The 18,982-nt window shown below is 66.2% G+C and carries 15 protein-coding genes, 1 tRNA gene and 1 pseudogene; 12 read left to right on the forward strand and 5 right to left on the reverse strand.

What is annotated here, in order from left to right:
* Positions 1-22: 22 nt before the first annotated feature.
* From FIF60_RS03050 to FIF60_RS03090, 9 genes are all read left to right on the forward strand, one after another.
* Positions 23-1,564 (forward strand): ABC transporter substrate-binding protein, encoded by a 1,542-nt coding sequence (locus FIF60_RS03050; protein WP_144183695.1) that lies wholly within the window; start codon positions 23-25, stop codon positions 1,562-1,564.
* Between the two features lie 45 nt (positions 1,565-1,609).
* On the forward strand, positions 1,610-3,667 hold the full coding sequence (locus tag FIF60_RS03055) for an ABC transporter ATP-binding protein (RefSeq protein ID WP_144183697.1): 2,058 nt from the start codon (positions 1,610-1,612) through the stop codon (positions 3,665-3,667).
* Positions 3,664-4,536, forward strand: coding sequence for an ABC transporter permease (locus tag FIF60_RS03060; protein ID WP_144183699.1), 873 nt, complete (start codon positions 3,664-3,666; stop codon positions 4,534-4,536). Before FIF60_RS03055 ends, FIF60_RS03060 begins: the two co-directional genes overlap by 4 nt.
* Positions 4,533-5,480 carry an ABC transporter permease gene (locus FIF60_RS03065; protein ID WP_144183701.1) on the forward strand — a complete coding sequence of 316 codons (948 nt, stop codon included), beginning with the start codon at positions 4,533-4,535 and terminating at the stop codon, positions 5,478-5,480. Before FIF60_RS03060 ends, FIF60_RS03065 begins: the two co-directional genes overlap by 4 nt.
* 8 nt (positions 5,481-5,488) lie before the next feature.
* The gene (locus tag FIF60_RS03070) at positions 5,489-6,289 is read left to right on the forward strand and encodes an SDR family NAD(P)-dependent oxidoreductase (RefSeq protein WP_144183703.1); all 801 of its coding nucleotides are present in this window, start codon (positions 5,489-5,491) and stop codon (positions 6,287-6,289) included.
* Between the two features lie 23 nt (positions 6,290-6,312).
* Complete coding sequence (locus tag FIF60_RS03075) at positions 6,313-7,362, forward strand: malate/lactate/ureidoglycolate dehydrogenase (RefSeq protein WP_144183705.1); 1,050 nt, start codon at positions 6,313-6,315, stop codon at positions 7,360-7,362.
* 58 nt (positions 7,363-7,420) lie between these two features.
* The gene (locus tag FIF60_RS03080; RefSeq protein WP_144183706.1) at positions 7,421-8,383 is read left to right on the forward strand and encodes a threonine dehydratase; all 963 of its coding nucleotides are present in this window, start codon (positions 7,421-7,423) and stop codon (positions 8,381-8,383) included.
* A 5-nt stretch (positions 8,384-8,388) separates the two neighbouring features.
* Positions 8,389-9,573: an amidohydrolase family protein gene (locus FIF60_RS03085; protein ID WP_239451469.1), complete on the forward strand. Its 1,185-nt coding sequence runs from the start codon at positions 8,389-8,391 to the stop codon at positions 9,571-9,573.
* A 55-nt stretch (positions 9,574-9,628) separates the two neighbouring features.
* Positions 9,629-9,718: transfer RNA gene (locus FIF60_RS03090), tRNA-Ser, on the forward strand.
* 789 nt (positions 9,719-10,507) lie between these two features.
* Here FIF60_RS03090 and cas2 read toward each other — a convergent pair.
* Together cas2 and cas4g/cas1g are read right to left on the reverse strand one after the other, a co-directional pair.
* Positions 10,508-10,804 carry a CRISPR-associated endonuclease Cas2 gene (cas2, locus tag FIF60_RS03095; RefSeq protein WP_144183710.1) on the reverse strand — a complete coding sequence of 99 codons (297 nt, stop codon included), beginning with the start codon at positions 10,802-10,804 and terminating at the stop codon, positions 10,508-10,510.
* A gap of 10 nt (positions 10,805-10,814) precedes the next feature.
* Complete coding sequence (cas4g/cas1g, locus tag FIF60_RS03100; RefSeq protein ID WP_239451470.1) at positions 10,815-12,398, reverse strand: CRISPR-associated endonuclease Cas4g/Cas1g; 1,584 nt, start codon at positions 12,396-12,398, stop codon at positions 10,815-10,817.
* A 59-nt stretch (positions 12,399-12,457) separates the two neighbouring features.
* Between cas4g/cas1g and FIF60_RS22435 the strand changes: the two are divergent.
* Positions 12,458-12,591 (forward strand): annotated as a pseudogene (locus tag FIF60_RS22435) (IS256 family transposase); the annotation flags it as partial.
* A 91-nt stretch (positions 12,592-12,682) separates the two neighbouring features.
* Here FIF60_RS22435 and FIF60_RS03110 read toward each other — a convergent pair.
* Complete coding sequence (locus FIF60_RS03110; RefSeq protein ID WP_158639043.1) at positions 12,683-13,831, reverse strand: aminotransferase class V-fold PLP-dependent enzyme; 1,149 nt, start codon at positions 13,829-13,831, stop codon at positions 12,683-12,685.
* Positions 13,832-14,581: 750 nt separating this feature from the next.
* Positions 14,582-15,286, reverse strand: coding sequence for a glutathione S-transferase family protein (locus tag FIF60_RS03115; RefSeq protein ID WP_158639044.1), 705 nt, complete (start codon positions 15,284-15,286; stop codon positions 14,582-14,584).
* A 130-nt stretch (positions 15,287-15,416) separates the two neighbouring features.
* On the opposite strand from FIF60_RS03115, the gene FIF60_RS03120 reads away from it, so the two are divergent.
* Both FIF60_RS03120 and FIF60_RS03125 read left to right on the forward strand, forming a co-directional pair.
* Positions 15,417-16,334, forward strand: a complete 918-nt coding sequence (locus FIF60_RS03120; protein WP_275426704.1) for an AraC family transcriptional regulator — start codon at positions 15,417-15,419, stop codon at positions 16,332-16,334.
* An 840-nt stretch (positions 16,335-17,174) separates the two neighbouring features.
* Positions 17,175-17,567: a GFA family protein gene (locus tag FIF60_RS03125; RefSeq protein ID WP_144183719.1), complete on the forward strand. Its 393-nt coding sequence runs from the start codon at positions 17,175-17,177 to the stop codon at positions 17,565-17,567.
* Positions 17,568-17,875: 308 nt separating this feature from the next.
* Here the strand turns inward: FIF60_RS03125 and FIF60_RS03130 are convergent.
* Positions 17,876-18,982 (reverse strand): calcium-binding protein (locus tag FIF60_RS03130; protein WP_144183721.1); only part of this gene is annotated, 1,107 nt, incomplete at its 5' end.

Consider the following 18,982-nt stretch of genomic DNA (forward strand, 5'->3'; position numbering starts at 1 on the left):
AAACGATCAGAAGGAGGCCACGATGACCGTATTGACGACCGACCGCCGCAGCCTGCTTGGCGCCCTCGCCGTCGGCCTGCCGCTTGGCGCGGCGCTGCCCGCCGCGGCCCAGACGGCGGCGCCGGGAACCCTGCGCATCGCGCTTCTCACCGACATCGCCAACTACGATCCGCACCAGTTCTCCTTCGTCAACGCGAGCCTGATCAAGAACCTCTACGACACGCTGATCGAGTACACGCCGGAAGGCCGCGCCGAGCCGAGCCTTGCCGAGGCATGGACGATTGCGCCCGACAGCCGATCCGTGACCGTGACGCTTCGCCGTGGGGTGAAGTTCCACAGCGGCAATCCGCTGACTGCCGAGGCGGTGGCGACGACGCTGAAGAAGGCGGCCGACCCGAGCCTAGGCAAGAACCTCTACCCGACGATGTCGATCGTCCAGGACTGGACGGTTGTCGATCCGCAGACGATCCGGCTGAACATGAAGGGGCCGGTGCCCGACCGGCAGATCACCGACCTCCTGCAGTTCATCGCCGTCATCGACCCGGCGGGCATCGCGACCGTCGAGCAGACGCCTGCCGGAACCGGGGCCTACAAGCTCGCAGAGCGCGCGGTGGGCCAGCGCATCCGCCTCGTCGCCAACCCGGATTACTGGCGCCAGGGCGAACCCGTGACCAAGGAGGTCGTGTTCACGATCTTCTCGCAGGACGCGGCGGCGACTGCCTCGCTCGAATCGGGCGGCGTCGATGTCATCTATGGTGGTTCCTCGCGCAGCGCCGCGCGACTCAAATCCCAGGGCTACCCTGTGCTCGACGGGCCCGGACCGCTCGTGCAGGTGTTCCGCATCAACACCACGCGCGGCCCCTTCCGCAACGCCCAGTTCCGCCAAGCCTTCAACTACCTGATCGACCGCGAGGGCATCCTCCGCGTCGGCTATGCGGGACTCGGCCAGGTCGTAGCACTTCCCTGGGCGCCCTCGAGCCCGGCCTACGATCCGAGCTATGCGCAGACCTATGCCTTCAACATCGAGAAGGGGCGTGAACTGCTGCAGCGCTCGGGGCTCAGCCAGGCGGAAATGAGCGACTGGAAGCTCGTCGTCAACGCCGGGAGCCAGCCGGATGTCGCGATCAGCCAGGTCGTGCAGAACACGCTCCGCCGCGTCGGCATCAACATCGAGCTCGACATGAAGGAGGGCGCAGAGCTGGTCGATTCCATGCTGAAGGGCCGGTTCGACACGATCTTCGGCGGCGTCGGCAACATCCAGAAATTCCCTTCGCGCGTCGCCACCAACAGCATCTACCGCACCGCGAACAACCCGATCCTCGGCGAGCCGCACCCCTTCCCCGAATACGTCGCGGCCATCGAGCGGATCAACACAACGCTCGGCTCCGGCCCCGAGGTGAAGGCGGCGTATGACCACCTCAACAAGGTCCTCGTCGAGACGTCCTTCGGCATCCCGACCAACACCTACAACCCAGGCCTGATCGTCACGGCGAAGAACGTCTCCGGCTTCACGCTGGACATGGACAACATGCTCGTCCTCCGCACGACAGCCGTCAGGCGGTGAGGGGCGGGCGCCGCCGCGGCGCGCGTGGGTGACGAGCGAGGCCTGATGCCCGAACCGGTTCTGTCGATCCGGTCGCTCGCCGTCACCTTTCCGGGCGCGGATGCACCGCTGCGCGCCGTGCGCGGCGTCGATCTCGACGTGCACGAGGGCGAGGTGCTCGGCATCGTCGGGGAGTCGGGCTCCGGCAAGAGCGTGACGGCGCTTGCCGCCGCGGCGCTGCTTCCGGAATCGGCGCAGGTCAGCGGCACGATCACGCTTGCCGGGCAAAGCGTTCTCGGCGCGCCAGCCGATACGCTGCGGCGCATGCGGGGAAACGACATCGGCGTCGTGTTCCAGGATCCGAGCACGACGCTGAACCCGCTCCTGCCGATCGGGCGGCAGATCACCGAAGGCGAGATCGCGCATGGCCGGCTGAGCCAGCGCGATGCGCCGGCCCGCGCCGTCGCCCTTCTGTGCGAGGTCGACATCGCCGATCCGTCGAGCCGCGCGAGCCAGTATCCGCACCAGTTCTCCGGCGGGATGCGGCAGCGCGCGGTCATCGCCATGGCGATGGCGGGGCGGCCGAGGCTGATCATCGCCGACGAGCCGACGACCGCGCTCGACGTGACCGTGCAGGCACAGGTGCTCGACCTGCTCGCGAGGCGGCAGAAGGAAACCGGCGCGGCAGTCGTTCTGATCACGCATGATCTCGGCGTGGTTGCGGAGGTCGCGCACCGTGTCGCGGTGATGTACGCGGGGCGTATCGTCGAGACCGGAACGGTGCGCGAGATCTTCTCCCACCCTCGGCATCCCTACACCGCAGCGTTGCTGAGAAGCGCACCGCGCATCGACGCGACCGGAGGGAGGCTCGATCCCATTCCAGGGCAGCCGCCGAACCCCGGCGCGCTGCCGCCGGGCTGCAGCTTCCGCCCCCGGTGCGCCATAGGCGGTGACCGTGCGCTGTGCGCTGAGCAGGAACCACCGCTCCGCCCGCTCGCGCCGGGGCGAGCCGCAGCGTGCCATTTCGCCGATGAAGTGCGGCCTCCGGCGCAGGCCGCGTCGGTCGCGGCCCAACCTGCAGAGCCGGAACCGACCCGCGCGGCAGCGCCGCTTCTCGAGGTCGAGAACCTCGTCGTGCATTTCCCGATCCGCGCGGGCCTGCTGCGACGCGTGGTGCGCACGGTGCGCGCCGTCGATGGCGTCAGCCTAAGGCTCGCGGCGGGCGAAACCCTCGGGCTTGTCGGCGAATCCGGCTGCGGCAAGACGACGACCGGCCGAACCATCATGGGCCTCGTTCCGGCAACGGCTGGCCGCGTCGTGTTCGACGGCAAGGCGATCTCCGGCCTCGACAGGATGGCGCTGCGGCCGGTGCGGCGGCGAATGCAGTACGTGTTCCAGGACCCCTACTCGTCGCTGAACCCGATGCTGAACGTGGGCGACGCGGTGGCCGAGCCGCTGCGCATCCATGGGCTATACGACGAGATGGGCGGCGCGCGGTGGATCGCTCAGCTCTTTGACGTGGTGGGCCTTCCCGCCTCCGCCGCGCACAGGCTGCCGCGGGAGTTCTCGGGCGGGCAGAAGCAGCGCATCGGCATCGCCCGCGCGCTCGCCCTTAAGCCGAAGCTGTTGATCCTCGACGAGCCCGTCGCCTCGCTCGACGTCTCAATCCAGGCGCAGATCGTCAACCTGCTGCAGGACCTCCAGCGCGAGCTCGGCCTCGCCTACCTGTTCATCGCGCACGACCTGTCGATCGTGAAGCACGTCTCCGACCGCGTCGCGGTCATGTATCTCGGCCGGATCGTCGAGGAGAGCGACAAGCGGACCCTCTATGACGCGCCGACGCACCCCTACACGCAGGCACTGCTCTCGGCCGTCCCTGCGCCGGACGTGAGCGAGGCTGCCGGGCGGCGACGCATCATCCTCGAGGGCGAGATCCCCAACCCGGCCGCGCCCCCGCCGGGCTGCCACTTCCACCCGCGCTGCTTCCGCGCCTCGGCGCTGTGCGTCCGGGAGGCGCCCAACTTCGCCCGCCATGGCGACAGCGAGACGCGCGTCGCCTGCCATCATGCGGGCCCGCTCGAGCCTGACGCGCCACTGCGCCACGCTATGGGTGCCGCGCCATGAGCGGGATGCTCGTCTCCGCAAGGCACGTCGCCCAGCGCGTGTTCGCGCAGCCTGCTGCGGCCGTCGCACTCGCCTGGCTCGCCGCGCTCGCCGTGGCCGCGATCCTCGCGCCCCTCCTGGGGCTCGACCCGCTCGCGCAGGATCTCGTGCGCATGCTGGAAGGCCTCTCGCGCGACTACCCGTTCGGCACAGACGAGCTCGGCCGGGACATCCTGGCCCGGGCGGTCTATGGCGCGCGCACCTCGCTCGTCACGGCGGCTGGCGCAGTCACGCTTGCCGCCTCGATCGGCGTGCCAATGGGGCTCGTCGCAGGCTTCTTCGGCGGCTGGCGCGATGCCGTGCTGATGCGCATCGTCGATCTCCTGCTTGCACTTCCCGGCATCATGCTCGCACTCGCGCTCATCGCCGTGCTCGGAAGAAGCCAGGCCGCGGCGCTGGTCGCGGTCGGGCTCACCGGCGTGCCGACTTTCGCGCGCGTCGCCCGCGCGCAGGTGCTCTCCCTGAGGAGGCGCGACTTCGTCACCGCGGTCGAGGCATTCGGCGGCACGCCTGCCTACAGCCTGACGCGCACCATCCTGCCGAATTCGTGGAGCCCGATCCTCACGCAGATGGTGGTGCTGTCCTCGGTGGCGATCTTGCTCGAAGCGGCACTCGCCTTCCTCGGTGTCGGCATCCCGCCGCCGACGCCGAGCTGGGGCGAGATGCTGCGGACAGGCAAGGAGTATCTCTACGAGGCGCCCACCTATGCGGTGTTGCCAGGGCTCGTGCTGACCGTGACCATCCTCGCCTTCGACACGATCGGGCGTGCTCTCTCGTCCGTCCTCGAGGGCCGTGACGCGCCACTGGCACGGCCGGTCGAGAGCCCATGATCGCCTTCGTTCTCCGCCGCCTCGCGCAGCTCTTGCCCGTCCTGCTCGGCGCCTCCGCGCTGATCTTCGCCATGATGTATGCCGTTCCGGGCGGGCCGGTCGGCGTGCTCGTCGGCGAGAACGCAACAGCGGAACAGATCGAGGCGGTGACGAAGCAGTTCGGCCTCGACCGCCCCATCATCGTCCAGTACGGCGACTGGCTCCTGCGCGCCCTCGGTGGCGATCTGGGGCTGTCGCTGCACAGCCGCGAGCCGGTGCTGAAGCTGATCACGGAACGGTTGCCGGCAACGCTCCAGCTCGCCGCGCTTGCCACCGTCATCGGCCTCGCTCTCGGCATCCCCATCGCGCTCGGCAGCGCGCTTGCCCAGGGCTCGTGGCTCGACCGTGCGCTGAGCGGATGGAGCGCGCTGGCGCTTGGCGTGCCGACCTTCTGGGTCGGCATCCTGCTCATCCTGCTCTTCGCGGTCGAGCTCCGCCTGCTGCCGGCGGCATCCGGCTACGTGCCGTTCTGGAGCGACCCAGTCCAGGCGGTGCGAAACACGATCCTGCCGGCGCTGACGCTCGGCCTCTACGTGTCGGGCATCTTCGCGCGGTTCCTGCGCGGGTCGCTGATCGGCGAGCTGAACTCCGACTACGTCCGCACCGCGCGGTCGAAGGGACTGAAGGAACGCACGATCGTCGTCCGGCACGTGATGCGCAATGCGCTTCTGCCATTCATCACGATCGTGGGCATCGCGCTTGCCGGGTTCATCGGCGGCACGGTCGTCACGGAATCGGTGTTCACCTATCCCGGCCTCGGCCGCCTCGTGATCCAGGCGATCAGCACGCGCGACTATCCGCTGATCCAGGGCGCCATCCTGGTGATCCTGCTGATCTACGTCCTGATCAACCTCGCCGTCGATGTGCTCTACGTCTACATCGACCCGCGCATCGACTTCCAGTGAGGGCACCGATGACAGGCGGTTCCATCGCGCAGCGCCTCTCGCCCGCCTCGCTGTTCGGCCTCGCCGGCCGCGTCGCCCTCGTCACCGGCTCGTCGCGCGGGCTGGGATGGGCGATGGCGCAGGCGCTTGCCGCGGCGGGCGCGACGGTCGCGCTGAACGCACGGAATGCCGAAACGCTTGCTTCCCGCGCGGCGGAGCTGACGCGCGAAGGCCTCAAGGCCGCCGCGCTGTGCTTCGACGTCGCCGACCCCTCCGCCTGCGATGCCGCCGTCGCGCAGGTCGTCGAACAGCACGGCCGTCTCGACATCCTGATCGCCAATGCGGCGACCACGGTGCGCAAGCCAGCCCTCGAACAGACGGACGAGGACTGGGCCCGCGTGATCGCGACCGATCTCACCGCCGGCTTCCGCCTCGCGCGCGCGGTAGCGCGCCACATGGCCGATGCCGGGGGCGGCCGCATCATCTTCACCTCATCGATCAACGGCATGGTCGTTCGACCGGGCATGGTCGGCTATGCGTCGGCGAAGACCGGTCTGTTCGGCCTGGTGCGGGTTCTCGCCGTCGAGCTTGCGCCGATGGGCATCACGGTCAACGCCATCGCGCCAGGCTATTTCCTCACCGACGGCAATGCGGCGACGCGCCAGTCGGACACGGGCTTCGAGGCCCGCATCGCCTCGCGCACGCCGATGGGGCGCTGGGGCACCCCCGACGAACTCGCCACCGCCGCGCTCTATCTCGCCTCGCCGGCCTCAGGCTACGCGACAGGCAGCATCGTGACGGTCGACGGCGGGCTGACGGTGGCGATCTGACTGTGAGGTGGGACAAACCACGCATGGCAGTGCCTGCCGCCCGCCTGGAAGACTATGTCGCGGCCATCTTCCGAGCCGCCGGCTCGGCCGCCGGGGAGGCAGGGCTGATCGCGCATCACCTCGTCGCGTCCAACCTCGCCGGCCATGATTCGCACGGCGTCGGGCTCGTGCGCGGCTACCTCGCCGCCGTCGCGCGTGGCGATCTTCGGCTGAACCATCGTCTCGCGGTCATGCGCGACAGCGGCTCGGTTCTCGTCTGCGACGGCGGCAACGGCGCGGGCGCGGCGATGGCCAGTGCGGCGATGGATCTCGGCATCGCACGAACGAGACGCGAGGGGGCCGCCATCGTCGCGCTGCGCGACAGCTACCATATCGGCCGCATCGGCGCCTGGGCCGAGCAGTGCGCGGCTGCCGGGCTCGTATCCATCCATTTCGTCAACGTCCCCGCGCACGCGGCGGTCGCGGCGTTCGGGGGAACGAAGGCCCGGCTCGGCACCAACCCGTTCGCGGCCGGGTTCCCCTGCGGCGAGGGCGAGCCGGTGATCGTCGACTTCGCGACGAGCCGCTGGGCTGTCGGCAAGGTCCAGGTCGCGCGCCGCGCGAACAAGCGCGTGCCTCCTGGCATCCTGCTCGATGCCGAAGGCCGCGAGACCGACGATCCCGCGGCGCTCTTCGCCGCGCCGCCTGGAGCGCTGCTTCCCTTCGGCGAGCACAAGGGCTTCGGGCTCGCCCTCGCCTGCGAAATGCTTGCCGGCGCCCTGCTGGGCGCGGAGACGCAGCGCGGCGAGCCGTCGCCTGCAATCACGAACTCCATGCTCTCGGTCATCCTCGACCCTGGCGCACTCGGGGGCGAGGCGGCCTATGCGGAGCGTCGCGACGCGCTGCTTGCGTGGGTGACGTCGGAGCGCGGAGAAGGCAAGGAGATCATGCTGCCTGGCGAGCCCGAGCGGATGCGGCGCGCACGGCTGCTCGGCGAAGGGCTCGCGCTCGATGCAGGAACCAGGGCGGAACTCGCCGAGGCAGCGGCGAGCGTTGGCGTCGACGCCGCGTCGCATCTCGGCGACTGCGCGTAGGGCGGCCCAGGCGGCAGCATGGATGGCCCCGCGCGCAGAACGCGGCTAGCCTGCTGCGATGCTCGATCTCGACACCCTCGAGGCGGCGCAGCGGATCGTCCATGCCGCCATGCCGCCGACACCTCAATATGCCTGGCCCCTTCTCTCCGCCCGCCTCGGCGCGGAAGCCTGGGTCAAGCACGAGAACCACACGCCGACAGGTGCCTTCAAGGTGCGGGGCGGGCTCGTTTACGTGCAGCGGCTGAAGGCAGCGCGGCCGGACGTTCCCGGCATCGTCAGCGCGACGCGCGGCAATCACGGCCAGAGCCTCGCCTATGCCGGGGCGCGTCATGGCGTGCCGGTCACGATCGTCGTGCCTTACGGCAACAGCACCGAGAAGAACGCCGCGATGCGGGCCTTCGGTGCGCGGCTCGTCGAACATGGCGAGGATTTCGATGCGGCACGCCTCCACGCCGAGGCGCTCGCGAAGCGGGAGGGCCTGGTCTTCGCGCCATCCTTCGCGCCGGACCTCGTCGCCGGCGTGGCGAGCTACGCTCTGGAGCTTTTCCGCGCAGCGCCACCGCTCGAGGCGGTTTATGTGCCGGTGGGGCTCGGCAGCGGCATCTGCGGCCTGATTGTGGCGCGCGACGCCCTCGGGCTTGCGACAGAGATCGTCGGCGTGCAGAGCGATGGGGCGAACGCCTATGCCCTCTCCTTCGCAGCAGGCCGCGTGGTGCAGACCGAGCGCGCGACGACGAACGCTGACGGCATGGCAACGCGGATGCCTGACCCGGAGGCGCTCGCCATCATCCTGCGTGGTGCTGCGCGCATCGTGACGGTGAGCGACGACCAGGTGGCCGAGGCGATCCGCGCGTACTGGACCGACACGCATAATCTCGCCGAGGGCGCCGGCGCGGCTCCGCTGGCCGCGGCGCTCGCCGAGCGCGGCCGCCTCGCGGGAAAGCGCATCGGGCTCATCCTGTGCGGCGGCAATATCGACCTCGCACTCTTCCGAAGCTGGGTTCTGGGAGCAGGGAGTTGAATACGGTGCTGATCCGCAATGTCCGCCCGCTCGGGGAGGCTGCCTGCGATATCCTCATCGAGGGCGGCAGAATCGCGGCGATCGGCCCCTCGAGCGCCGCGCCGGCCGGCGCGGACGTGGAGAAAGGTCGGGGACTTCTCGCGCTGCCGGGGCTTGTCGAAGGCCATTCCCACCTGGACAAGACGCTATGGGGCCTTGGCTGGTACCGCAACGATGTCGGCCCGAACCTCACCGACAAGATCGACAACGAGCGCCGCTATCGCGCCGAGACCAACCATGACGCCGGCGCAGCCTCCCTGGCCATGGCGCGGCGGCTTCTTGCGAACGGCACGACCTCGGTGCGCACCTTCGTCGATGTCGACACCGATGCGGGGCTGAAGCACCTCCACGGGGTAATCGCGACGCGCGGGACCATGGCGCCCATCCAGCGCATGCAGGTCGTTGCCTTCCCGCAATCGGGCATTCTGCGCATGCCTGGCACGGACAGGCTGCTCGACGAAGCGATGACGGCGGGGGCAGACGTGGTCGGCGGCCTCGATCCATGCGGGATCGACCGTGACCCCGTGCGCCATCTCGACGTGGTGTTCGGGCTGGCTCAGAAACATGGCAAGCCGGTCGACATCCACCTGCACGAGCCAGGCGAGATGGGCGCCTTCTCTCTCGATCTCATCCTCGAGCGCACGGCAGCGCTCGGCATGCGCGGCAGCGTCGTGATCAGTCACGGCTTCTGCCTCGCGATGATCGAGCCCGCCCAGCGCGATGCACTTCTCGCGCGAATGGCGCAGTGGGAGGTTTCGATCGCCACCACCGCCGCCCCATCACGCCCGGTTCCGACGGTGCCGATGTGCCGCGCCGCAGGCGTGACGCTGTTCGCGGGCAATGACGGGATGCGCGACACCTGGGGCCCCTACGGCACGCCAGACATGCTCGAGCGGGCGATGATCGTCGGGCTCAGGAGCAACCTCAGGCGGGACGAGGAACTTCTCTGGGCGCTCGAGACGGTGAGCGCGGCGGGCGCCAGGGGCTGCGGCTTCGACGGGCACGTGCTGGAGCCCGGCGCGAGGGCCGACGTCGTTCTCGTCGAGGCCGAAACCGTGGCGGAGGCCGTGGTGTCCCGGTCGCCAAGGCAGTTGGTGGTTTCCGGCGGCCGCGTCATCGCCCGGGGTGGGTCGCTCGTCGGTGGGGCCTAGCCCCGTCGCATCGGGGTTGCCCCGGGCCATCGGAGTTGCTTATGTGCCGCCCGCCGGAGGGGTGGCCGAGTGGTCTAAGGCGCTCGCCTGGAAAGCGGGTATACCGGAGACGGTATCGTGGGTTCGAATCCCACTCCCTCCGCCAGCCGGCTATCGAGGCGCGCTCTCCGGCGGAGCTGAGACGGGCCGGAACGGCAAGTTTCCCGCGGTTCTCGCCACTGACCTTGTGACCGCCACTTCCGAGCACCGGCGAAACTCGGCTCTCTGGCGGCCAGTTCTCTCCAAAGCTGTTGACCTGCATGATCCGGTAAACCGGTAAGATCGCTGCGAAATCATAAGCATATGGCCGCACTGGTTTTCGGAGGTTCGCAGGTCAATTTGGAGGTCCAGTGGAGCTGGGGGAGAACCGCGCATCGACTCTCTCTCTCTTCGCGGCAGACAGTGTTCAAGGAGGCCCCGGCACGAGTGCCGGGGAAGAGGTCGACCACCTGCCGCCGCTGGTGTAGGCCGAGAACTCGCTGCTTCAATGAGGCCCCGGCACGAGTGCCGGGGAAGAGGCGATGGCTCGACGCGCTCGCGAAGGCGCATGAGAAGCTTCAATGAGGCCCCGGCACGAGTGCCGGGGAAGAGAGCCTGGCCGAACGGCGGCGAGACAGACATCGAGTTCGAGCTTCAATGAGGCCCCGGCACGAGTGCCGGGGAAGAGCCTGCCCCGAAAATGGCAGTCAAAGACAACGACGTACAAGGCACTTCGCGAGAGCTCGGCCATTCGCTCGGAAAAGCCCAGTCAGCTAGACGAGCCAACGGCTCGCCCGCAAGGCTCAACCTCCTGATCCACCATGTCAAAGAGCCCCTGCGAGCACTGCCCACACTGCTGCGGGCACCGGAGCGCTCGCGGCAGCACGGCGAGGTCCAGCCACCCTCAGCCGCACAGTCACACAATGATGGTATGGCGCGACACGGGCTCAAAGGTCTTTCCAAGGCTCGAGACACGTGGCTTCACGTCGTCGGCAGGCCCCAGGTCAAGGATCATGACGTGGTCCTCGTCATGCTTGATGACTGCGCTCACCGCCTCCCTTAGATCCGCGAGGCCGCGACGTGACAGCCGTGCCTGAAACACCGAGAGCTGAAGCCACGCGCCACGCCCCTGCATCGCCTTGTACAACCGCCGCCATCGCTTCGGATCGCGCACGTCATAGGTCACGACGTAGAGGTGGTCAGCGCTGCGCATCCGTGATGCCCTAACGCGTTATGATGTGCGGCAAGTCTGGAATCTCACCCGCCAGGAAGCGCCCGAGCAGCCGCGCCTGAACCTCGAACAGCCGACGATACGCAACGCGATAGCCGAACAGGGGATGGGTGATCTCCTGGTCGAGCCGCCGCTCGAACGCGGCGATGATCGCCTTGCGGCGAGAAGGTGTCAGCGCAACCGCGCCAGCGCGCGCGATGAAGTCACCAGGCCCGATCTCACCGTTGTTGCACGCGAGCAGAACGGCCGAGTCCGCCACCAGGGGCCGGAACGGCTCCATCATGTCGAGCGCGAGCGCCGGGCGGCCGTATCGCGACTGATGGTAGAAGCCACGATACGGATCGAGCCCGACCGCGGAGAGCTGAACCGTCCACGCACGCACCAGCATCGCGTAGGTGAACGAGAGCAGCGCGTTGATCGGGTCGGTCGGTGGGCGACGGTTTCGCCCGTCCCAATCGAACCGCCGCCGACCTTGGCTGTCCTCGGCGAGGCATTGCGCGAAACCGGCGAAGTAGCGGCGCGCTGCCAACCCCTCGACCCCGAGAAGTGTGGGAAGATCATGCGCGGCTTCGGCCTGTTCACGATCGCGGTCGAGCAGGGCGAGCAACTCGTCCGCCGGCTCGCCACCGCGCCGGTTGCGGCGGACGAGCGTGCGCGCATTGCGAATCTTTGCCGCAACGACTCCGCGCGCGAATCGTAGGCAGAATGGAGCCTCGAAACTCTGGCGCCACTGATGAGTTCGCAGCTCGACATTGCGGTGCCCGAGACCAAACGTATGCCCCATGAACCACCCAGCCGCGCTGTGCCACGTGACGGGGACCTCGCGACGCATGAGCTCGTGCAACGCAGGCGTCGTCAGCGCAGCCTGACCGAAGATCGCGACCTGCGACACATCGGCAAGGCGCGCGGTGCAAGCCTTCTCGCCCTCGACCGTGACGACAAGCGTCTCACCGTCCTTGCCGATCCTCGCGCGATGCTCCTGCACCACGAGCGGCAGCGCCTCGGCACGCGCAACCGCAAACGGGCGAGGCTCGATCCGACCGTTGCGCAACCATGACACTTCATCGGGCAGACAGATGCCGACGAGGGAACAGCGCGGGCATTTCGGGCTGTCCTCGAGCGGCGGCGGAATGCGCCCCGACGCTGCCATGAGCCGAAGTCCATGAACGGCAGAGGTGACCGCCGCGTGCAGCTCGTCATCGAGCAGCACGGTGACGCGCTCGCGGCTCTCGGCGAAGTAGAGGATCGCTTCGTCGCAGGCATATCCATGCTCGCGCAGAAGCAGGATCTGGATGCCAAGCTGAACCCGCTCGGGGAGATGGGCTGATTTCTCAACATGCGGGCGGCGACCGCGCTTGTAGTCCACCGGGCGGACGCATCCGCCCTCGCCTTCGACGAGATCGAGCTTCGCGATGACGCCAAGCCGCTCCGACGAAAGCGTGACGGAGTGAGCGTGGATGCGCGCGTCATCCTCGAGGTCGTCTGCCTCGGGCAACTTGCCGCCTGGCTTGTCAGCGACCCGATGGGCGAAGCGGCCTTCGGCCGTGTCGGCACTCTCCGCCCATTCGCCCTGCACCCATTCGAGATACGACGACCAGGGGGCTGTCAGTGCTGCGCGCAGGAGCTTGCGTCGCCGTCACCCACCTCGTCGGCGCCATCCTGCTCGAGCAGAGCGACAAATTGGCAGTCCAACCCCGCTACATGAGCCTGGAGACGCTCGCCCCATCAGCGATGGTCCGAACGTCAGCCTGCCCCGCGTGACAAACTGACCGCGGCTCGCACGCGCTCAGGAGATCAGGGCGCTCACACACCTCATCACGGGGGCAACCCTACAGCCAAGAGTTCCAATCATGGACGCCCCTACCGCGCAACTGACACGGCTTGGTGGAAGGACTCTATCAGTCTTTCAATATTAGCTTCGGTGATATGCAGATGCGGCGCTATACGAACCGCCTCTCCGCGCTGGCTGACATAGACGTTGTTTGCCCTTAACAGTCCGATAAGCCTTTGCGGTTCCTTGCACGTCAGTCCGAGAATATGTGGACTGCGGTGGTCACGCGCTAGAACCCCGTAGCCGAGGTCTTCGACTGCTCGCTCGATACGTCCGGTTATCTTGTCGAGCTCTCCGGTGATCTTCGCAATTCCCCAACGCTCGATTTGCGTGAGCGCTTCAATCGCACCCGGAAGCAGGGTCGTTACGCAGGTCTCCCCAACGTCGAACCGTCGCGCTCCGGCACGGTAGTTCTCCTGATACTCCACAAGACCGGCGAAATTCTCAGAACCGGCGCGCGTCAACCAGCCTTCCTCGAGCGGCCGCGCACCGTGCCAGCGTGAATCTACGTAGAAGAACGACGCCCCATAAGGGCACAACAACCACTTGTACCCCGCGGCGACCATGAAATCGGGCCGGACGTCCGCCAAGTCGATCGGAACAGCGCCGAGCGACTGTGTAACGTCGAGCGAGAGGACGACATCCCTGCTGCGGCAGGCTCGACTTATGGCCGCCAAATCCAGTTGCGCCCCGTCGGTCCAGTGGCAGGCCGGTAGGCTAGCGACGCGGGCCCGTGATTCTAACCGATCCAGGACGGCCTGGGTCCAGTTTCCATCCTCAGGCCGTTCGACCCTCACAATCTCAGCGTCGCGTTCCGCGGCCACTCGCAACCACGGGAGAACGTTCGAAGGAAACTCTTGCTCGAGCATCAATATGATGTCCCCTCGCCGAAGGCGCGGCTCAATGATGCGCGCAGCGGTGCTAACGCCGTAGCTCGCAGCGGGAATAATAGCGAAGTTGTCGGGCACGCCTCCGAAGAGCGAGGAGCAATGCTGCCGAATTGCTTCGGCGTCCTGAAAAAAATGCTCCGGCATCCGCTCCCACGGGCGGCTCTTCAGTCCCGCAGCCACTTCCAAGGCTTGCCGCGACGCTCGCAGCAAGGGCGCGTTGTAGGCCGTGTTGAAGTAGGCGATGTGGCCCGGAACTTCGAAGAGGTGGCTGAACTCGCCGATTGTCATTTGGTGCATTTCTCCTAGCGACCCGCTCTGGCGGACCGCCATGGCGGCCGGCTGGCCGATCGGTTGAACCTTCGAGATCCGCGGTCGGCCATTGCCTTGGCTGCCTCCGACGGATGCTCATTAGCCCGCTGTTCGTGCGGGCTCCCATAGGCGCTGTGAAGTTCGACCGAGCGGTGGAATTCGCTGAGCCGATCGCCTAGCTGCTGGAGCGGGACCACGAGCGTTGTCTCGTCCGCCGGTTTCGACGTCGTCATGCAGCAGCTTTCGCCTATGCCCGGCAAGACGTCGATCGTTCGCTCTTTGCCATCCCCAAAAACCGCGAATCGCGCACTCTGGGCGTCGCCACCGTGCCCATCGACCAAGTCCCGAGCCGCGTTCGCCGGACGTCACCTAGCACGAGGATTTCGTCATCGTCACACGGGACGAACGTCCGTTCGCCTCGAAGCCCCACCTTCGAGTTTTGCTGCGAGATGCAGTATCTGGTGGTCTCCCTGACGCGCGATATCTACGGTTTCGGAGATCTCGCGCCAAAGGATTCGGGCAATCGCGGGTAATTATCCATGCCCATCCCGAACTCGATGTTTGAACTCGCCGTGGTTTCCGACACGGATCTCGTCGCGGCCCTCCTGAGACCTAAAAAGCGCGCATCGTCTGCATGGACAGTGTGGCGAGAGCGACGAATACAGCCGACGTATCCGAAGCGCCAGACGACGAGAATTGCTTCTAGCACGCAGTGTCTGAAGACCTTGCTCAAACCGATGTCACATGCAGATTAGCCGGAGGAACATCGAACATTCCTGCCTCGAATTGATCAAACAGCGGCGCATACCCTTGCAGATAATAGTCAGGGTGTTTCATCACCGACTTGACACTTGAACGGCGAGCGACGGCAACTCGCCATGCGGAGATGCGTTCGCACGGCGTGGGCAGACGGAATTGGCGAAAGCGTTCCGGTACGGCCACTTGCTCAAACCAAGCAAAAAGCGAAATGTCCGCGAGGCTGAACTCGTCGCCAAGCAGGTATGGACCGTTGTGCGCCGCAAGTGCATGCTTTTCGAGAAAGAGAAGCGCGGAGGCGATTTCCTTTGCAAGCCGGTCCTGCTCATTGGGATTCCGGCAGAGCAGCAAGCGGTGAGTCGGCTCGTAGATCCGCCAGTCGGCGAATGAGATCCAGACACGGGCGAGCGCACGTTGCTCCGGTGCCTTGGGCAGGAGCGGTTGCTCGGGGAAGACCTCCTCGACGTATTCGTTGATAACCGCGGATTCTGATATGTGCACACCATTGTGGACAAGAAGCGGAGTTCTTCCACCCGGCGATATGGTTAGGAACCAGTCGGGCTTTTTTCGCGGATCGACGGAGATCTCATCGACCAGAAGCCCTTTTTCGGAAAGGGCCAGCTTCACCCGTTGCGCGTAGGGGCACAGCGGGCTTGTGTAGAGCTTAATCGCAGACATCGTATTCTTGATCCTCAACTGCCGGCGATGCCGGAATGGCATCACGCCGCACAGGTACCCGCACGGTGCTTGTCTCTCCATTCGCTGGCGTCTAAAGTTCTTAATCCAGCGTCTGGAACTGCGAGTGGCTGTGGATGTTCTAGCGTCGCTATTTCGTGAGATGGACTTTGCCGCCGCCGGTTACCGGAGGCTTGAGCTTGCCGCTCCGTGGTCCATCTCATTCGATCAAGAAGGGCTGAGAGGCATCCACTTTGTGGCCAAGGGATGCTGCGAGATCGTATTTCGAGATGACGAGCCTCAACCGCTCGACACAGGCGACCTGCTCATCGCCCCGCGCGCCGAGCAGCACGTGTTGCGCTCACGCGACGCAAGGAAATTAACCCCCACGCCGACCACTCAACTTAGCGCCGCGAGCGATGGGGGTCGCCTCGTGCACAGCGGTAGCGGCGAGCAGACGGTCATCATTTGCGGCGCGTTCGTGTTTAACGACCGGGATCACCCGGCGCTTCAGGGCCTGCCGCGCATGGTGCGCGTCTCGGGAGCGGACAAGGCCGCAGCCCGCTGGTTGCGGGGCTATATCGAGACCATCACGGCGGAGGCTCTCGAAACGGGGCCCGGAAGCGACGTCGTGCTCGCACGCCTGTCGGCGGCTCTGGTCGTTCGGACCTTACGGCATGGTCTTGAGGACGTGCAGCAGTCCGGTTGGCTGAAGGGAATGCGCGATCCCGGAGTCGCGAGAGCACTCGCAGCCATTCACGACAGGTACTGCGAGGACTGGACCGTCGCGTCACTGGCCCACGAGGCACGACAATCGCGGGCGGCATTTGCGTATCGATTTCATTCGTTAGTAGGCGAGCCGCCGATGCACTACCTCTTTCGCCGCCGAATGCGCGAGGCCGAGAAGCTCCTGAAGAACGGCCAAGCTGGCCTGGCTCAGATCGCCGCTGCGGTTGGGTACGGCTCGGAAGCAGCCCTTTCCGCTGCCTTCAAACGCCATTCGGGCACTTCTCCCGGGGCGTATCGGCATATGGCGGGAACCACACGGTGATCGATCTCTTCCGTTAGGATTCTTTGGCATGCGGCGATCGCGACAATGACATGCCGTCCTGCGCCTTCATCGGGGCAATCTTTTTGTTCTTCTTGGCCCTTTCCAACGCTCGGGAAACGGCGACGGCAGCTGACCAAGGAGCAGCGGTTCCAGAGTCGTTTTACGTACGCCTAGTAGTGGCCGAGCATGCGTTGCCCGTGCTCGTTCTGACACCTCCAGCGGATCCCGCCCAGGGCGCTACACCTTACATGATCAGGCCCGATATCATGCGACGGCGCGGGATTGAGAGATTTGTGGCTAACGCTCCAGGGACAAATGGAGGGCGCTATGTGGTGCGCGGTCCCACACCTTGGACAGACATCAGCGAACAACGAACAGTCGCGACCGAACTTGGTGTTGAGCGTCCGCGAGAAGGATGCTGGAAAGTAGAAGTAGTCTTCGCTGACACTCGCGGCAGGCTATCGGAGCAGGCGCAGGTTGGGGTCCTTCTGGAAGGGAAGATCCAGTTGATCGCACGAGGTTCAAGCTCGCGGAAGGAGGCTCTCATTCCGCCTCTGGTGCCGGGCGGCCGATCTTCGCCCATGTATATCCGCTACCCCAGTGTAGATGGATGGCGCACCGAGTGCGCACGATACCTGCACTCGATGGGTAACGCGGCACCCATGTCATTCTATGACCCGCCATTGCTGCTGCGCATGCGCCGCTCCGTTGTTGTGGGCTCGGTGACGGTTCGAATGCCGGCGCACTCCCTCCGCCACCGGCCGGCGGCAGCGGGCAATCGCAATAACCGTACCGGTCGCCATGGCTCTTCCGACCGCCTGACCTCAGAGGAATCGCAGGATGGACCAGTTCACCGGCGGATGCCTGTGCGGCGACGTCCGCATCGTGGCGTCGGGACGCCCCTACCGGGTCGGCCTGTGTCACTGCCTCGACTGCCGCAAGCATCACGGAGCCCTCTTCTACGCAGCCGCGGTGTTCCCTGAGGATGCAGTGACGATCGATGGACAGACGCGCGACTACGCCGGACGGCATTTCTGCGGCCGCTGCGGCTCGTCCGTGTTCGCACGCAGCGCAGACGACGTTGAAGTGCACCTGGGATGCCTGGATGCCCCAGACCTGCTGGTGCCAAGCTACGAAAGCTGGGTCATCCGTCGCGAGTCCTGGTTGCCACCGTTTCCGCTGCAAAGGCGTTACGACCGAGATCGCGACGCCACCGGCCGCTTCGCGGAGTAGGTCGCGCGGACCGTGCGAACAGGCGAACCAAGCTCGCTGCGAGCGGCCGGCCGAGGCCGAGGCTCGCGGCTCCAGATCGGCGCAAGCGAAGGTTCGCTCGGGCACCCTCCGCCTCCGCCACGATTGGCTCGAGGCGCGGCCTGCGGAGCGCTTCAAGGTTAGCTTGAGCAGCACGACCTCGGGACCTCGGTGTTGCGTAACGGCCGAGTGACCGAGGGCGATGCTCGCGGTCGAATCCTCGCGAACGAACGCTCAGTCACCGCACCAGGTCACTTGGCCACCGCTCCTGGCGTTACCACTGCGCGGGCTCAGGCGATCCAGAACTGTGACGGGGAAAGAGTCACCACTCCCGTCAGTGTCGCGACGTGTACGCCTGCCTCAACGCCCGTTCCATCGACGTCATAGATCAGTGCTTTCGTCCTCGTGTCGAAGATCAGACGGTCATCGTCGTCCAGCGGGACGGCATCTCTCCCGACGACCAAAGCCTGTGCGAGAGCGGAAGCGTCACCCACAAGATGCGCCAGTCCAGCAAACGCGCCACTATCGAACTTCAATCTGTCGCCTTGCGACGCCGCGAAATCAGCCACGGTGTCGAACACTCCAACAGCGAGAGTGTCCAAGACAAATATGTCGGCTCCAAGTCCGCCGGACAGCCTATCGGCACCCGCTCCACCAATGATCGTGTCGTCGCCGCTGCCAGCATTGATGACGTCATTCCCGAGATCAGCATTGATGAAATCGTCACCCGCACCAGTGTTTATCGTATCCGCACCGGCGCCCGCGTTTACTGTATCCGATCCGGAACCAGTGGTAATCCTGTTGTTGCCCCCAGCATCGCTGATGTGGTTGTCGCCATCGCCCGCGTTGATCGTGTCGTTGCCGATGCCCGTGGTGATCGTATCGTTGCCTGCGCCGGTCCTGACGCTGTTGGTTCCGTCGCCGGCATCGATCACATTGGTGCCCGCGCCAGCATTGATCGTGTCATTGCCCGTGCCGGTCGTGATCCGATCGGCGCCAAGACCAGCCGTGATCCGGTTGTTGCCGCCGGCATCGGTGACCTCGTTGTCGCCATCGCCCGCGTTGATCGTGTCGTTGCCGATGCCCGTGGTGATCGTATCGTTGCCTGCGCCGGTCGTGACGTTGTTAGCGCCATCGCCAGCATCGATGACGTTCAGACCAGCCCCGGCCCGGATCGTGTCGTTGCCGATGCCTGTGGTGATCGTGTCGTTGCCCGCGCCGGTCGTGACGCTGTTGGTTCCGTCGCCGGCATGGACCACATTGGTGCCCGCACCAGCATTGACCGTGTCATTGCCCGCGCCGGTCGTGATCCGATCGGCGCCAAGACCAGCCGTGATCCGGTTGTTGCCGCCGGCATCGGTGACCTCGTTGTCGCCATCGCCCGCGTTGATCGTGTC

The organism is Elioraea rosea (assembly GCF_007644105.1).
Taxonomy (GTDB): Bacteria; Pseudomonadota; Alphaproteobacteria; order Acetobacterales; family Acetobacteraceae; genus Elioraea_A; species Elioraea_A rosea.

What these genes read in the sequence shown, in the direction of transcription:
- FIF60_RS03050 (WP_144183695.1), top strand. Translation starts at nt 23, where the DNA reads ATGACCGTATTGACGACCGACCGCCGCAGCCTGCTTGGCGCCCTCGCC.
- FIF60_RS03055 (WP_144183697.1), top strand. Translation starts at nt 1,610, where the DNA reads ATGCCCGAACCGGTTCTGTCGATCCGGTCGCTCGCCGTCACCTTTCCG.
- FIF60_RS03060 (WP_144183699.1), top strand. Translation starts at nt 3,664, where the DNA reads ATGAGCGGGATGCTCGTCTCCGCAAGGCACGTCGCCCAGCGCGTGTTC.
- FIF60_RS03065 (WP_144183701.1), top strand. Translation starts at nt 4,533, where the DNA reads ATGATCGCCTTCGTTCTCCGCCGCCTCGCGCAGCTCTTGCCCGTCCTG.
- FIF60_RS03070 (WP_144183703.1), top strand. Translation starts at nt 5,489, where the DNA reads ATGACAGGCGGTTCCATCGCGCAGCGCCTCTCGCCCGCCTCGCTGTTC.
- FIF60_RS03075 (WP_144183705.1), top strand. Translation starts at nt 6,313, where the DNA reads ATGGCAGTGCCTGCCGCCCGCCTGGAAGACTATGTCGCGGCCATCTTC.
- FIF60_RS03080 (WP_144183706.1), top strand. Translation starts at nt 7,421, where the DNA reads ATGCTCGATCTCGACACCCTCGAGGCGGCGCAGCGGATCGTCCATGCC.
- cas2 (WP_144183710.1), bottom strand. Translation starts at nt 10,804, where the DNA reads ATGCGCAGCGCTGACCACCTCTACGTCGTGACCTATGACGTGCGCGAT.
- FIF60_RS03110 (WP_158639043.1), bottom strand. Translation starts at nt 13,831, where the DNA reads ATGACAATCGGCGAGTTCAGCCACCTCTTCGAAGTTCCGGGCCACATC.
- FIF60_RS03115 (WP_158639044.1), bottom strand. Translation starts at nt 15,286, where the DNA reads ATGTCTGCGATTAAGCTCTACACAAGCCCGCTGTGCCCCTACGCGCAA.
- FIF60_RS03125 (WP_144183719.1), top strand. Translation starts at nt 17,175, where the DNA reads ATGGACCAGTTCACCGGCGGATGCCTGTGCGGCGACGTCCGCATCGTG.